The 14,219-nt window shown below is 62.4% G+C and carries 14 protein-coding genes; 7 read left to right on the top strand and 7 right to left on the bottom strand.

The features are described 5' to 3' along the window. Positions 1-76: 76 nt before the first annotated feature. A complete protein-coding gene (locus CHB88_RS10375; protein WP_089399253.1) occupies positions 77-568 on the bottom strand; it encodes a DUF4124 domain-containing protein in 492 nt (163 codons plus the stop codon). A 187-nt stretch (positions 569-755) separates the two neighbouring features. Continuing rightward, positions 756-2,171: a type I glutamate--ammonia ligase gene (gene glnA, locus CHB88_RS10370; protein WP_089399252.1), complete on the bottom strand. Its 1,416-nt coding sequence runs from the start codon at positions 2,169-2,171 to the stop codon at positions 756-758. Positions 2,172-2,568: 397 nt separating this feature from the next. On the opposite strand from glnA, the gene CHB88_RS10365 reads away from it, so the two are divergent. Then, positions 2,569-3,027 carry a rhodanese-like domain-containing protein gene (locus tag CHB88_RS10365; protein ID WP_089399251.1) on the top strand — a complete coding sequence of 153 codons (459 nt, stop codon included), beginning with the start codon at positions 2,569-2,571 and terminating at the stop codon, positions 3,025-3,027. Here CHB88_RS10365 and CHB88_RS10360 read toward each other — a convergent pair. The 4 genes from CHB88_RS10360 to orn all read right to left on the bottom strand — a co-directional run bounded on the left by CHB88_RS10360 (position 3,024) and on the right by orn (position 7,688). Then, positions 3,024-4,370 carry a TAXI family TRAP transporter solute-binding subunit gene (locus tag CHB88_RS10360; protein ID WP_089399374.1) on the bottom strand — a complete coding sequence of 449 codons (1,347 nt, stop codon included), beginning with the start codon at positions 4,368-4,370 and terminating at the stop codon, positions 3,024-3,026. The genes CHB88_RS10365 and CHB88_RS10360 overlap by 4 nt on opposite strands. Positions 4,371-4,492: 122 nt before the next feature. Continuing rightward, positions 4,493-5,065, bottom strand: coding sequence for a hemerythrin domain-containing protein (locus CHB88_RS10355; protein ID WP_089399250.1), 573 nt, complete (start codon positions 5,063-5,065; stop codon positions 4,493-4,495). Between the two features lie 261 nt (positions 5,066-5,326). Beyond that, on the bottom strand, positions 5,327-7,024 hold the full coding sequence (locus CHB88_RS10350; protein WP_089399249.1) for a peptide chain release factor 3: 1,698 nt from the start codon (positions 7,022-7,024) through the stop codon (positions 5,327-5,329). A 61-nt stretch (positions 7,025-7,085) separates the two neighbouring features. Further along, positions 7,086-7,688, bottom strand: a complete 603-nt coding sequence (orn, locus tag CHB88_RS10345; protein WP_089399248.1) for an oligoribonuclease — start codon at positions 7,686-7,688, stop codon at positions 7,086-7,088. A 43-nt stretch (positions 7,689-7,731) separates the two neighbouring features. On the opposite strand from orn, the gene CHB88_RS10340 reads away from it, so the two are divergent. From CHB88_RS10340 to ppnP, 6 genes are all read left to right on the top strand, one after another. Beyond that, complete coding sequence (locus CHB88_RS10340) at positions 7,732-9,000, top strand: M48 family metallopeptidase (RefSeq protein WP_089399247.1); 1,269 nt, start codon at positions 7,732-7,734, stop codon at positions 8,998-9,000. Positions 9,001-9,011: 11 nt separating this feature from the next. Further along, positions 9,012-9,368, top strand: a complete 357-nt coding sequence (locus CHB88_RS10335) for a 4a-hydroxytetrahydrobiopterin dehydratase (protein ID WP_245844886.1) — start codon at positions 9,012-9,014, stop codon at positions 9,366-9,368. Continuing rightward, complete coding sequence (rsgA, locus tag CHB88_RS10330; RefSeq protein ID WP_089399246.1) at positions 9,365-10,249, top strand: ribosome small subunit-dependent GTPase A; 885 nt, start codon at positions 9,365-9,367, stop codon at positions 10,247-10,249. Before CHB88_RS10335 ends, rsgA begins: the two co-directional genes overlap by 4 nt. 109 nt (positions 10,250-10,358) lie before the next feature. Then, positions 10,359-11,273 (top strand): ornithine carbamoyltransferase, encoded by a 915-nt coding sequence (gene argF / locus CHB88_RS10325; RefSeq protein ID WP_089399245.1) that lies wholly within the window; start codon positions 10,359-10,361, stop codon positions 11,271-11,273. A 61-nt stretch (positions 11,274-11,334) separates the two neighbouring features. Next, positions 11,335-12,669, top strand: a complete 1,335-nt coding sequence (argG, locus tag CHB88_RS10320) for an argininosuccinate synthase (protein WP_089399244.1) — start codon at positions 11,335-11,337, stop codon at positions 12,667-12,669. Between the two features lie 29 nt (positions 12,670-12,698). Beyond that, positions 12,699-13,013: a pyrimidine/purine nucleoside phosphorylase gene (ppnP, locus tag CHB88_RS10315; RefSeq protein WP_089399243.1), complete on the top strand. Its 315-nt coding sequence runs from the start codon at positions 12,699-12,701 to the stop codon at positions 13,011-13,013. A 97-nt stretch (positions 13,014-13,110) separates the two neighbouring features. Here ppnP and murB read toward each other — a convergent pair whose 3' ends face one another. Then, positions 13,111-14,139 (bottom strand): UDP-N-acetylmuramate dehydrogenase, encoded by a 1,029-nt coding sequence (murB, locus tag CHB88_RS10310; RefSeq protein WP_176442409.1) that lies wholly within the window; start codon positions 14,137-14,139, stop codon positions 13,111-13,113. Between the last annotated feature and the right edge of the window lie 80 nt (positions 14,140-14,219).

Raw genomic sequence — 14,219 nt, 5'->3', positions numbered from 1 at the left:
CGCCACGCGCATCCGGCCCTGAAAAAGCAAGAAGGCCGCATGCGCGGCCTTCTACTAAGCAAGCGTTGTACCCAGCTTATTTCAGGTTGCCGATTTCGCGCTGCAGCGCCTCGACATTCTTCTCGGTCCGGTTGATGTCTTCCTTCATGCCCGCGACCCGCTCCTGGTATTTGGCGTAGTTGCGCTCGTCGCCGCGGCGCTCCGGCTCGCCGTTGTTGAATTCCTTTTTCAGTTCCGCCAGCTTCCGTTCCTCCGCCTTCAGCTCATCCTGCAGGATCTGGCGCCGGTCGCTGTCACGTGCCTTCTGGGTATCGCCATCCACCTTGGGAAAGCCGGCGGGCGAGGCCGACGCGGCCGGCTTCGCAGCTGCCGCCTGGGCCACGATCCGCTTCGGGGCGGGGATGACGTTCTGCGCCGGAAGGTCCATCCGCTTGCAGCCTCTTTGCGGCCCGGTATTGCGGAATTCCACCGCGCCATCCGCGGACACGCATTGAAATATCTCGGTTTGCGCCCACGCCGCGCTCGAAGCGGCGGCAAGGAGAAAAACGATGAGAAGCTTGGATTTCATGATATTTCTTTGAAGAAACAATGGCGAATAGTCAGTGTAGATGATGGTTCCGGGCATTTCAAACAAAAACCCGAAGCAGCGCACGAAGCATACAACAGGTAAGGCCTTCGCCATTTCCAAAAACAAAGGCGGGAAAGCCTGAGCTTTCCCGCCTGTTGATGCTGCCTGCTGTAAACCGTTGCCGGTATTACAGCGAGTAGTACATGTCGAACTCGACCGGGTGGGTGGTCATGCGGAATCGGGTGACTTCCTGCATCTTCAGTTCAATGTAGGCATCGATCATGGAGTCGCTGAACACGCCGCCGCGGGTCAGGAACTCGCGGTCCTTGTCCAGGTACTCCAGCGCCTGATCGAGGGAGGAGCAAACGGTCGGAACCAGCTTGTCTTCCTCGGGCGGCAGGTGGTACAGGTCCTTGGTCGCGGCTTCGCCCGGGTGGATCTTGTTCTGGACGCCGTCCAGGCCCGCCATCAGCAGCGCGGAGAAGCACAGGTACGGGTTGGCCAGGGGATCCGGGAAACGGGCTTCGATGCGGCGGCCTTTCGGATTCGCCACGTGCGGAATGCGGATCGAAGCGGAACGGTTGCGGGCGGAGTAAGCCAGCTTGACCGGGGCTTCGAAGCCAGGCACCAGGCGCTTGTAAGAGTTGGTGCCCGGGTTGGTGATCGCGTTCAGCGCGCGGGCATGTTTGATGATGCCGCCGATGTAGTACAGCGCGAATTCGGACAGGCCGGCGTAGCCGTCGCCTGCGAACAGGTTCTGGCCATCCTTCCAGACGGACTGGTGGACGTGCATGCCGGAACCGTTGTCGCCGACGATGGGCTTCGGCATGAAGGTCGCGGTCTTGCCGTAGGTGTGGGCGACGTTCCAGATCACGTACTTCAGGTTCTGGGTCCAGTCGGCGCGCTGCACCAGGGTGGAGAACTTGGTGCCGAGTTCGTTCTGGCCGGCGCCGGCCACTTCATGGTGGTGGACTTCGACCGGGATGCCCATGGCTTCGAGGATCAGGGACATTTCCGAACGCATGTCCTGGAAGCTGTCGACCGGGGGAACCGGGAAGTAGCCGCCCTTGACTGCCGGACGGTGGCCGGTGTTGCCGCCTTCGAGTTCACGGTCGGTGGACCAGGAGGCTTCTTCGGAGTCGACCTTGACGAAGCAGCCGGACATGTCGACTTTCCAGCGGACGCTGTCGAAGATGAAGAATTCGGGTTCCGGGCCGAAGTAGGCGGTATCGCCCAGGCCGGAGGACTTCAGGTAGGCTTCGGCGCGCTTGGCGATGGAGCGCGGATCGCGGTCATAGCCCTTGCCGTCGGCCGGCTCGATGACGTCGCACTGCATGAAGAGGGTGGTCTCTTCCATGAAGGGGTCGATGTTGGCCGTGTTCGGATCCGGCATCAGCAGCATGTCGGAGGCTTCGATGCCCTTCCAGCCGGCGATCGACGAACCGTCGAAGGCGTGGCCGGAGTCGAATTTGTCCATGCCGAACTGCGAAATGGGAACGGTGACGTGTTGTTCCTTGCCTCGTGTATCAGCAAAGCGGAAGTCGACGAATTTGACTTCGTTCTCCTTCGCCATTTTCAAGACGTCTGCGGCCGTCATTGCCATGCGAATCTCCTAAGTGAGCAAAATGGATGGTTGGTACAGCTTTATTGTTGAAATGGTGTGAACGACTTACGGCGACAGGGGAGTGACGCGTTGAGCGGGGCACAACCAGAACAGCCCCGGATGATAGCAGATTCCATGCCACGAATTTGACTAGGAACAAGATGAAGAAACAAGAAAAATGCCGGCAAAAGCCCGGTGTTTCTTGAAAGATCGTTATTGAGCCCGTCGATTTCGGATCAGCCGATGCGCACCAAATTGGATCAATAATTCATCTCAGCACATTAATAGTGCATTCCCTTGAAAACCCTGCCTATGCATCCCCATATTGGTGCATAAAGCCGAATGCCGGTTTCTCACCGCCGTTTTACAATTCAGCTTTACCAATACGACTCCAGCCATGGACAACGATATCCTTTTCCGGGCGCGCCAGCGCGGCGCGGCCAATGCCTTGCCGTATGCCGGCGCCGTCACGCCGCAGGAAGCCTTCGAGCTTTTGCAGAGCACCCCCGGCGTCAAGCTGGTGGATGTCAGAACCAATGCCGAGCGGGATTGGGTCGGCCGGGTGGCCATCCCGCCGGATCGGCATGCTGCCGTCGAGTGGAACCGCTATCCGGGCGGCGCACCGAATCCCGACTTCCTGCAGCAGCTCGTTCAGGTCGCCGGCAAGGATGAGGTGCTGCTGTTTCTGTGCCGGTCGGGCGTGCGCTCGCGCCATGCCGCCAAGCTCGCCACGGAGAACGGCTTTGCCAACAGCTTCGACATCCTCGAGGGCTTTGAAGGCGACAAGGACGCCGAAGGCCATCGCAAAACCATAGGCGGCTGGTGCAAAGCCGGCCTGCCCTGGCTGGGCGCCTAGCCTGGTTCAGCCTTTCCGCGCCCTTCCATCAGCCACCGCACCCGCTTGCGCACCAGGTCGATATGGCTGCGCAAGCCATACAACTCCTCGGCGAAGGAAAGCGGAATGGAAATCCGGTTCACCCTTCCCTCCAGGTCGGCCAGGCGACGCAGCTGCTCCGGATACACCTGGCTGCGCCGTTCCTCCGGCACGTCCTCGATTGACTGCTCCACCGCCCGCAGCTGCCCGTACCAGCGGTAGATGCGCGACCTGACCTTCCACACGTAGAGCGGCGGGATGATGCGGGACAGCGGCAGGATCAGGGCGCCGAGCGCCACCACCAGCACCCACATCCGCTCCAGCAGGTTGGCGAGCCAGAACGGCAGATAGCGCTGCAGCAGCGGCGGACCGTTCTTGTAGATTTTCTGCGCCGCCGGCGCCACCGGAATCTCGGTATAGCTCGGCGTCGGAAATTCGCCGCGCCTTCGGAACCAGCCGGCGCCGCCGTGGATCTGCTGCGCCGACTGCACCAGCAGGTCGACCAGCGCCGGATGCAGGTCTTCCCGCGCCACCAGCGTGGCGGTCGGCGCGATCAGGTGATAGTCGCGCGCCGGCCGGTTCTTGCCAAGGTCGACGATGCCGCGCGGCAGCACCACGTGGCTCAGGAAGGGAAAGCGCCGGCTATAGGCTTCCGCCTGGGCGAAGTCGAACAGCTTCACGCCGGGCGTCTGCAGCAGCATCTGGATCAGCGGCGCATCCGGAGCGGAGCTGAACACCAGGCCATCGATGCGCCCCTCCAGCAAAGCGACGGTGGCGGGCGTATTTTCGAGATCGCCGAGCCTGATCTGCTCCGGTTCGATGCCGTTGACCGACAGCAGCTTGCGAAACAGCGCGGGCACGCCGCTGCCCTCCGGCCCCGCATTGATGCGCAGGCCGCGCAGTTGGGTCAGGCTGCCCAAGGTGCGGCCGCGATAGAACAGCCAGACCGGCTCGGTGAACAGGCTGCCGAGCGAGACCAGTCCGCCCTTCTCCGCCTCCGCCGTCTCGGTGGTGCCGCTTTGCACGAAGGCGATGTCCACGCCGGAATCTTCATCCTGCAAGCGCTGCAGGTTTTCTCGCGAGCCGAGCGAGGGCTTTAACTTGACGGTGATGCCGGCCTTGGCCAGCTCGGCGGCATACTGCCGGCCGAAGTCTTCATAGGCGCTGTTTTCCTGTCCGGTGGACAACGTGATGCTGGACGGCGGCGCCGGATCGACCAGCCAATAGGCAAGAATGCAAACCGCGGCCAGCGCGATGACGCTCGGCGCTGCCGCCACCATGAGGTCGCGCAGCGAGAAACGGGTGAATCGGAGAAGTCGTGACATGGGTCGGCGGAAATGAATCATGGCCGACACCATGCCAACAAATGCCTGTTACCGCAAGGCGGCTTGCACTCTGTAAAAAGAAAAAGCGGGCCGCCAGGGCCCGCCCTTGAAGAGAAGGCCGGTCAAACCAGCGCCGAGCGCTCCCGTCCGGAGGTGGCTGGCAACCATGGCGCGCCGAAAGCCGGCCGCTTCAGGCCACCGACCGGTTCTTCGGATAGGAAGCGGGCGGCAATGCCGAACCAGTCTTCCACCGACAGCAGCCGCTGCGCCAGCGGCATCAGCTCCTGCTCCTCCCGGTCCAGCCTGAGCTGAATGTGATGGCAGACCATGCCCATTGATTCGCAGACATCATCCGCGACCCGGCCGGCGCCATGATTTGCCTGTTCCAGCTGCAGGTCGGCGGTGTGGAGCAATTCGCAGGCGCGATCGCTGATACTCTCCAGTTCATCAATCAGCGTGGCGGCCTCGGGATTGAAGCGGCGCAGCGAAGGAAGCAGATGCCGCTCGATTTTCCGCCAGCGAAAGCTGTCGTGAAATTCCTTGAGCTTGAAGAAGGTCGACTTCAGCGTTGCGTAGCCGGCGCCCGCAGCGGTTCTCATGCAATTCTGTATGCACTGCTGCAGGTCTTGCAGCACGCTGCGCACCTTGTTGTGCTCGGCGACTATCGCAACTTGGGCGTAGGTAGCAGTAAGCATGGCACTCCTTTCGCAGCTTCTCGCTAAAGAACGGTCGATGCACGTCAGGTTTCGGATGGATCCAGGCTAGGTTAACGATGCAGCAAGGGAAATGACAGATTGACAGGTGTCGGCAGAGTATAGGCGAGCCGATGTTGCGGTGATTGATCTTTCTCAAACCGCCAAAAACGCAGAAAAAATGGAATAGAAAGAAAAAGCCGGCATGATCCACGAAGATGCCGGCTTTTTTTCACTGCCCGGGAATGACCGGACGCATTCGGGTCAGCTGAGCTTGGCTGCGTGCTCGCGCGTGGAATGGAAAGTGACCTGCGGCCAGCGTTCTTCCGTCAGCCGCAGATTCACGCCCGACGTGGCGAGGTAGGCAAGATTGCCAGCCGCATCATGGGCCAGATTGCCGCCGGCGGACGACTTCTCGAAATCGGCAAGGATCTTCTTGTCCTCGCAAGACACCCAGCGCGCGCTGCTGATGCTGGTGCCTTCGAATACCGCGTCCACGCCGTATTCGTTCATCAGCCGGCTCGCCACCACTTCGAACTGCAGCACGCCGACCGCCCCCAGCACCAGGTCGCCGCCGTGGACCGGCTTGAACACCTGCACCGCGCCCTCCTCGCCGAGCTGCTGCAAGCCCTTGTGCAGCTGCTTGATCTTGAGCGGATTGCGGATGCGCACCGAGCGGAAGAAATCCGGCGCGAAATACGGAATGCCGGTGAACTGGAGCAGTTCGCCTTCGGAAAAACTGTCCCCGATCTGCATGTTGCCATGATTGGGCAGGCCGATGATGTCGCCGGCATACGCCTCCTCGACCTGCTCCCGGCTTGATGCCATGAAGGTCACCACGCTCGACACCTTCACCTCGCGGTTCAGGCGCAGGTGCTTGACCTTCATGCCGCGCTCGAAGCGGCCGGAGCAGACCCGCAGGAAGGCGATGCGATCGCGGTGCGCCGGATCCATGTTGGCCTGGATCTTGAACACGAAACCGGAGAAAGGCGCTTCGGTCGGCTCCACCGCCCGCACCGTCGCGTCGCGCGGACGCGGCGCCGGCGCCCAGTCGAGCAGCGCGTTCAGGATTTCGCGCACGCCGAAATTGTTGATGGCGGAGCCGAAGAACACGGGCGTCTGGCGGCCGGCCAGGAAGGCGTCCAGGTCGAAAGGATGCGATGCGCCATGGACCAGCTCGACTTCCATCTTCAGCTGTTCGATCTCCAGCGGGAACATCTCGACCAGGCGCGGGTTGTCGATGCCCTTGATGACCTCGAACTCCTGGTCGGCGCGCTCGCTGCCCGGCGTAAACAGCAGGATTTCATCGCGCAGCAGGTGGTAGACCCCGCGGAAGGTCTTGCCCATGCCGATCGGCCAGGTCACCGGCGCGCACTCGATCTTCAGCACCGACTCGACTTCATCCAGCAGTTCCAGCGGATCGCGGGTTTCCCGGTCCATCTTGTTCATGAAGGTCAGGATCGGCGTGTCGCGCATGCGGCAGACGTTGAGCAGCTTGATGGTCTGCTCTTCCACGCCCTTGGCGGCGTCGATGACCATCAGCGCCGAATCGACCGCCGTCAGCACCCGGTAGGTATCTTCCGAGAAATCCTGGTGGCCGGGCGTGTCGAGCAGGTTGACGACATGGTCGCGGTACTCGAACTGCATCACCGAGCTGGCGACCGAGATGCCGCGCTGCTTTTCGATCTCCATCCAGTCGGAGGTGGCGTGGCGGCCGCTCTTGCGGCCCTTGACCGTGCCGGCAAGTTGGATGGCGCCGGAAAACAGCAGCAGCTTTTCGGTCAGCGTGGTCTTGCCGGCGTCCGGGTGGGAAATGATGCCGAAGGTGCGGCGGCGCGTCACCTCGCGGGCGATCTGGCCGCTGGTGACGGCAGCGGCGGATGCGCCCTCGGGCGCGGCGGCCTCCTGCGACAGGAGGTCCTGGCCGGCATCCGGCGTCGGGGACAGTTCAGATGAATCCATGATGAAAAACCAGTAGAAATGAAACGCTCGTGAAAGGCGCGGGAAGCGCCCGGGACGCCGGTCAGAGCTTGATGAAATGCTCGCGGTAGTAGCGCAGTTCTTCGATCGACTCCATGATGTCGGCCAGCGCGGTATGCTTCTGCGCCTTCTTGAAACCGTTCACCATGTCCGGCCTCCAGCGCCGGGCAAGCTCCTTCAGCGTGGAAACGTCGAGATTGCGGTAGTGGAAGAACGCTTCCAGCTTAGGCATCCCGCGCGCCATGAAGCGCCGGTCCTGGCAGATGGAATTGCCGCACATCGGCGACTTCCCGGAAGGCACATACTTCCGCAGGAACTCGATCAGCGCCGCCTCCGCATCGGCCTCCGTCACCGTCGACGCCTTCACCCGCTCGATCAGACCGGAACGGCCGTGGGTGCCCTTGTTCCAGGCATCCATCTTGTCCAGCGTCTCGTCGGATTGATGAATGGCAAACACCGGGCCTTCGCCCAGCACGTTGAGGTTGGAATCGGTAACCACCGCCGCCACTTCGATGATACGGTCATTGTCCGGATCGAGGCCGGTCATCTCCATGTCCACCCAGACCAGATTGAATTCGTTGGGACGTATTGCCTCGGGTTGAACGCCGCTCTCGGCGCCGGGTTGCGGTTCATTGGCTTGTGACATAATTGATTTCCTCAGTAATCCGCCATTTTCTCATAGGCATAGAATGGATTCACTTGCGTTTTCGGTTTTGTTCGTCGGCTTTCTGCTACTCACTCTGAGCGTGCGCTTCTGGCTCGGTTCGCGCCATATCCGCCATGTGATGGCCCACAGCGGCAAAGTGCCTATGGAATTCGCCGCCACCATTCCGCTGGCGGCGCACCGCAAGGCGGCCGAATATACCGTCGCCAAGACCAAATTCGGCCTGTTCATGCTCCTGGTCAACAGCGCAGTGCTGATCGGATTCACCCTGCTCGGCGGCCTGCAGGCGCTGGCCGCGCTGATGTTCAAGCTGACCGGCGGCGACATGGCTTACCAGCTCGGCCTGCTGGTGGCGTTCGTGCTGATCTCCAATCTGGTCGAGTTGCCTTTCGACTATTACCGCCAGTTCGTGCTGGAAGCGAAGTTCGGCTTCAACAACATGAGCCGGCGCCTGTTCTTCACCGACCTGGCAAAGAACACCCTCATCGGCGCCGTGATCGGCCTGCCGCTGGTTTGGGTCATCCTGCTGCTGATGGAGAAGTCGGGCGACCTGTGGTGGCTCTATGCCTGGATGGTGTTCACCGGCTTCCAGCTGCTGATGCTAGTGCTGTACCCGACCTTCATCGCGCCGCTGTTCAACAAGTTCACGCCGCTGCAGGATGAAAGCCTGCGTTCCCGCATCGACAACCTGATGCAGCGGGTAGGCTTCGCCTCCAAGGGCCTGTTCGTGATGGACGGCTCCAAGCGCAGCGCCCACGGCAATGCCTACTTCTCCGGCTTCGGCTCGGCCAAGCGCATCGTCTTCTTCGACACCCTGCTGGCGCGCCTGGCGCCGAACGAGATCGAGGCGGTGCTGGCGCACGAGCTCGGCCATTTCAAGCTCAAGCACATCGTCAAGCGCATCATCGTCATGTTCGCCTTGTCGCTCGCCATGCTGGCCCTGCTCGGCTATCTCAAGACCCAGGTCTGGTTCTTCACCGGCCTCGGCGTCGATCCGATGCTGTTCGGCAGCAACGACGCCATGGCGCTGATCCTGTTCATGCTGACGCTGCCGGTATTCACCTTCCTGTTCTCTCCGCTGTCCTCGATCACCTCGCGCAAGCATGAATTCGAGGCCGATGCCTTCGCCGCCCGCCACACCAATCCGCAAGACCTGGTGTCGGCCCTCGTGAAGCTGTACGAGGACAATGCCTCCACCCTGACGCCGGACCCGATCCACTCCGCCTTCTACGACTCCCACCCGCCGGCCAGCGTGCGCATTCATCACCTGCTCGCCAGCCGGCTGTCGGCCTGAGGGAGACTGTCATGATGACCATCGATGAATTGCTGGCTGCGAATTGCAGCCACCAGGAGACCGGCCTCGCCGACCCGCAGATCAACCAGTACCTGGCCATGCTGGACGGCTGGATGCGCCAGGATGGCCACATCCTCAAGACCTATACCTTCGTCGATTACTACCAGACTCTGGCCTTCGTCAATGCAATCGCCTGGATGATCCATGCCCAGGACCATCATCCCGACCTGCAGGTCGGCTACAACCGCTGCATCGTGAAGTACAGCACCCATTCGGTGGACGAGGGCCGGGGCGGCATCTCGGAAAATGATTTCATCTGCGCCGTCAAGGTCGACGCCATTTTCCAGCAGGCGCACGGCCAGCCATGATGGATGGCATCGTCATCGCCGCGCACGGCCGGCATTACCTGGTCCACGTCGAGGGTGAAAGGCTGCACTGCGTCACCCGCGGCAAGAAAAGCGATATCGCCGTCGGCGACCAGGTCGATATCAAGCGCACCTCGCCCGATCAGGGCGTGATCGAATCCTTTGCCGAGCGCAAGACCCTGCTCTACCGTTCAGACCAGTTCAAGTCCAAGCTCCTGGCCGCCAACGTCACCCAGCTGTTCATCGTCATCGCCACCGAGCCCGGCTTTTCCGACGATCTGGTGTCCCGTTCGCTGGTGGCGGCGGAAGCAGGCGGCATCGCCGCGAGCCTCATCCTCAACAAGACCGACGTCGCCGACCTGCTGCCCAAGGCGCGCGAGCGGGTGGCGCTGTACGCCTCGCTCGGCTACCCGGTGCATGAGGTGTCGGCGAAAGCCCGGCCCGAGGACACCGTTGCGCTGCTGGCGCCGATGCTTCGGGACCAGTCGACCATTCTCATCGGCCAGTCGGGCATGGGCAAATCCTCGCTGATCAATCTGCTGGTGCCGGATGCCGACATCGCCACCCGGGAAATTTCGGCCGCGCTCGATTCCGGCAAGCACACCACCACCTTCACCCGGCTCTACCAGCTGGCCGACGGCAACATCATCGATTCGCCCGGCTTCCAGGAATTCGGCCTGTACCATTTGAGCGAAGGCATGCTGGAAAGGGCTTTCCGCGAGTTCCAGCCCTTCCTCGGACATTGCCGCTTCTACAATTGCCATCACCTGAAGGAACCGGGCTGCGCCGTGCTGGAGGGCGTGCATGAAGGCCGCATCGCCACGCAACGCCACGAGCTCTACCAGCAGCTGGTGCACGAGTCGTCGCAGACCATTGGCTATTGAGCAAGCCCTGCCCGTCCTCCGCCGGGCTGTCTTTCCTGTAACAAAACTCTTATAATTGAAGAAGTTAGAAACTTCGGCGGCGGGCGCCACCTCGCCGCCGTTTCCATTTATGGCGATCAAACACTTTCTTCAGATTTCTGACTTCACGCGTGACGAGTTCGACCATGTGATCGAGCGGACCGCCGTCATCAAGCGCAAGTTCAAGAATTACGAGCCCTACCATCCGCTCACGGACCGCACCCTGGTCATGGTGTTCGAGAAGAACTCGACCCGCACCCGGCTGTCGTTCGAGGCCGGCATGCACCAGCTCGGCGGCGCCGCCATCTACCTCAACACCCGCGACAGCCAGCTAGGCCGCGGCGAACCGGTGGAGGACGCGGCCCAGGTCATGTCCCGCATGTGCGATATCATCATGGTCCGCACTTTCGGCCACGAGATCATCGAGCGCTTCGCCGCCCATTCGCGCGTGCCGGTGATCAATGGCCTGACCAACGAACACCATCCCTGCCAGGTGCTGGCCGACGTGTTCACCTTCATCGAGCATCGCGGCGCCATCGACGGCAAGACCGTGGCCTGGATCGGCGATGCCAACAACATGCTGTACTCCTGGCTGCAGGCGGCGAAGCTGTTCAATTTCCATCTCAACGTCGCCACGCCGAAGGGCTATCCGATCGACATGAGCCTGGTCGCCGCCGGCAACAGCAGCTACACCGTCTTCGACAATCCGGCCGACGCCTGCGCCGATGCGCACCTCGTCACCACCGACGTGTGGACCAGCATGGGCTTCGAGGAGGAAAACGCCGAGCGGCTCAAGGCATTCGACGGCTTCATCGTCGATGCCGCCAAGATGGCGCGCGCCCAGCCCGATGCGCTTTTCATGCATTGTTTGCCGGCCCACCGCGGCGAGGAAGTTTCGGCCGACGTGATCGACGGCCCGCAATCCGTGGTGTGGGACGAGGCGGAAAACCGGCTTCACGTGCAGAAGGCCCTGCTGGAGTACCTGGTGCTGGGCAAGGTCGATTGACCCGCCCGGCTTAGCGCTGCTCTTCCCATCCCCAATTCTTCAAGTACCCGAGTCTGAAACCATGTCCACCATCCTCCAGTCCGTACCCGTCAACCAGAAAGTCGGCATCGCCTTCTCCGGCGGCCTCGACACCAGCGCCGCGTTGCACTGGATGCGCCAGAAAGGCGCCATTCCCTACGCCTACACCGCCAACCTCGGCCAGCCGGACGAGCCCGACTACGACGCCATCCCGAAGAAGGCGAAGCAGTACGGCGCCGAACTGGCGCGCCTGATCGACTGCCGTGAGCAGCTGGTGGCCGAAGGCATCGCCGCCCTGCAGAGCGGCGCCTTCCACATCTCCACCGCCGGCGTCACCTACTTCAACACCACGCCGCTGGGCCGCGCCGTCACCGGCACCATGCTGGTGGCCGCGATGCAGGAAGACCAGGTCGACATCTGGGGCGACGGCAGCACCTTCAAGGGCAACGACATCGAGCGCTTCTACCGCTACGGCCTGCTGGTCAATCCGTCGCTGCGCATCTACAAGCCCTGGCTCGACCAGGCCTTCATCACCGAACTCGGCGGCCGCAAGGAAATGTCGGAGTTCCTGATCAAGTCCGGCTTCGATTACAAGATGTCGGTCGAGAAGGCCTATTCGACCGACTCCAACATGCTCGGCGCGACGCACGAGGCGAAGGACCTGGAGCACCTCAGCAGCGGCATGAAGATCGTCGAGCCGATCATGGGCGTGGCCTTCTGGCGCGACGACGTCGAAGTCAAGCGCGAGGAAGTGACCGTGCGCTTCGAGGAAGGCCGCCCGGTGGCGCTCAACGGCATCACCTTCTCCAGCGCGGTCGACCTGATGATGGAAGCCAACCGCATCGGCGGCCGCCACGGCCTCGGCATGAGCGACCAGATCGAAAACCGCATCATCGAAGCCAAGAGCCGCGGCATCTACGAAGCCCCGGGCCTGGCCCTGCTGTTCATCGCCTACGAGCGCCTGGTCACCGGCATCCACAACGAGGACACCATCGAGCAGTACCGCGACAACGGCCGCAAGCTCGGCCGCCTGCTGTACCAGGGCCGCTGGTTCGATCCGCAGGCCATCATGCTGCGCGAAGCCTCGCAGCGCTGGGTCGCCCGCGCCATTACCGGCGAAGTGACGATCGAACTGCGCCGCGGCAACGACTACAGCATCCTGAACACCGACTCGCCCAACCTGACCTACCATCCGGACCGCCTGACGATGGAAAAAGGCGAAGGCGCGTTCACGCCGCAGGACCGCATCGGCCAGCTCACCATGCGCAACCTCGACATCACCGATACCCGCGACAAGCTCGGCATCTACGGCAAGGCCGGCCTGCTGGCTTCCAACCCGTCGGTGGCGCTGCCGCGCCTCGGCAAGGGCGACAAGTAATCCACCCACCCAATAACGGACACCCCACCATGACTACCCAGTTCGACAACGTTTCCGTCGTCAAGAAGGCCAACATCTACTTCGACGGCAAGTGCGTCTCCCACACCGTCCTGTTCGCCGACGGCACCAGGAAAACCATCGGCGTGATCTTCCCTTCCTCGCTGACCTTCAACACCGGCGCGCCAGAAGTGATGGAGCTGAATGCCGGCCAGTGCCGCATCCGCCTCAAGGGCGAGACCGAGTGGAAGACCTATGAAGGCGGCCAGAAATTTTCCGTGCCGGGCAACTCCAGCTTCGACATCGAGACCCTGCAGACCCTGGACTACGTCTGCCATTTCGAATAAGCCGCTTCGGCCGAAATGAAAAAGCCCTCCGTTCGCGGAGGGCTTTTTGCTTTGGCGAGGGTGGCAAACGCTCGTCTTGCCGAATGACTTCGAGGCGCTAAACGAACACCGGCTCCGGCTCCAGCATCACGCCGAACCTTTCCCGCACATCATCCTGTATCGCCCGCGCCAGCGCCTCGACCTCGGCACCGCTGGCGCCGCCATGGTTCACCAGCACCAGCGCCTGTCTTTCATAGACGCCGGCCCGCCCCATTTTCCTACCCTTCCAGCCGCACTGGTCGATCAGCCAGCCGGCGGCCAGCTTGAAGCTGCCGTCGGGCTGTACGTAGCTGACCAGCTGCGGATGACGCTCTGCGAGGGCGTGGCGCACCTCGGCCGCCACCACCGGATTCTTGAAGAAGCTGCCGGCATTGCCGATGCGGGCCGGGTCGGGCAGCTTGCGGCTGCGGATGGCGATGATGGCATCGCTGACGTCGCGCGCGCTCGGCTCGGCGATGCCGCGCGCCTCGAGTTCCTGCGTCACGTCAGCGTAGCGGGTATTGGGCTGCCATTGCTTCGGCAGGGCGAAGGTGACGTCGAGGATGACCGCATGTTCGCCCAGGCCGTGCTTGAATACGCTGTCGCGGTAGCCGAAGCGGCAGGCTTCCCGGTTCAAGGTAAAGACCCGGCCGGTCTCCATGTCGAAGGCGGTCAGTTCGTGGAATCGGTCCTTGATCTCCATGCCGTAGGCGCCGATGTTCTGGATCGGCGCGGCGCCGACGCTACCCGGAATGAGCGACAGGTTCTCCAGGCCCGGGAGGCCGAGCGCCAGCGTCTGTTGCGTGAAGCCATGCCAGCTTTCGCCGGCGGCGGCGCGCACATAGGTCGCGGTGTCGTCGGAGCCGAGCAGCTCGATGCCCTTGCCGCACATGTGCAGCACCAGGCCGGGAAAGTCCCGGGTCAGCAGCAGATTGCTGCCGCCGCCCAGCACGAGACGCGGCAGGCGCGCCAGTTCGTCGGCTTCCCGCACCCGGCGCAGCGTGTCGGCCGAGGCCACGGGCAGGAAGGCATGGGCGCGGGCGGCAATGCCGAAGGTGTTCAGCTTGTCCAGCGGATGGTCGCGGCGAAGGGGCAGAGGCGAGATCATAGCGGGAGGATTATAGAGGGATGAGGGCGGATGGGGCCGGCTAGCCACCCGATTTTTTGTCCGCTAAAATGGGTCTTGAC

It is taken from the genome of Noviherbaspirillum humi, from assembly GCF_900188095.1.
Classification (GTDB): Bacteria; Pseudomonadota; Gammaproteobacteria; order Burkholderiales; family Burkholderiaceae_D; genus Noviherbaspirillum; species Noviherbaspirillum humi.
Note: the sequence above shows the minus strand (reverse complement) of the source record. Positions and strands in the feature narration are given on the sequence as shown.

Coding starts and splice junctions, on each gene's coding strand:
- CHB88_RS10375 (WP_089399253.1), bottom strand. CDS start 568: ATGAAATCCAAGCTTCTCATCGTTTTTCTCCTTGCCGCCGCTTCGAGC.
- glnA (WP_089399252.1), bottom strand. CDS start 2,171: ATGGCAATGACGGCCGCAGACGTCTTGAAAATGGCGAAGGAGAACGAA.
- CHB88_RS10365 (WP_089399251.1), top strand. CDS start 2,569: ATGGACAACGATATCCTTTTCCGGGCGCGCCAGCGCGGCGCGGCCAAT.
- CHB88_RS10360 (WP_089399374.1), bottom strand. CDS start 4,370: ATGTCACGACTTCTCCGATTCACCCGTTTCTCGCTGCGCGACCTCATG.
- CHB88_RS10355 (WP_089399250.1), bottom strand. CDS start 5,065: ATGCTTACTGCTACCTACGCCCAAGTTGCGATAGTCGCCGAGCACAAC.
- CHB88_RS10350 (WP_089399249.1), bottom strand. CDS start 7,024: ATGGATTCATCTGAACTGTCCCCGACGCCGGATGCCGGCCAGGACCTC.
- orn (WP_089399248.1), bottom strand. CDS start 7,688: ATGTCACAAGCCAATGAACCGCAACCCGGCGCCGAGAGCGGCGTTCAA.
- CHB88_RS10340 (WP_089399247.1), top strand. CDS start 7,732: ATGGATTCACTTGCGTTTTCGGTTTTGTTCGTCGGCTTTCTGCTACTC.
- CHB88_RS10335 (WP_245844886.1), top strand. CDS start 9,012: ATGATGACCATCGATGAATTGCTGGCTGCGAATTGCAGCCACCAGGAG.
- rsgA (WP_089399246.1), top strand. CDS start 9,365: ATGATGGATGGCATCGTCATCGCCGCGCACGGCCGGCATTACCTGGTC.
- argF (WP_089399245.1), top strand. CDS start 10,359: ATGGCGATCAAACACTTTCTTCAGATTTCTGACTTCACGCGTGACGAG.
- argG (WP_089399244.1), top strand. CDS start 11,335: ATGTCCACCATCCTCCAGTCCGTACCCGTCAACCAGAAAGTCGGCATC.
- ppnP (WP_089399243.1), top strand. CDS start 12,699: ATGACTACCCAGTTCGACAACGTTTCCGTCGTCAAGAAGGCCAACATC.
- murB (WP_176442409.1), bottom strand. CDS start 14,139: ATGATCTCGCCTCTGCCCCTTCGCCGCGACCATCCGCTGGACAAGCTG.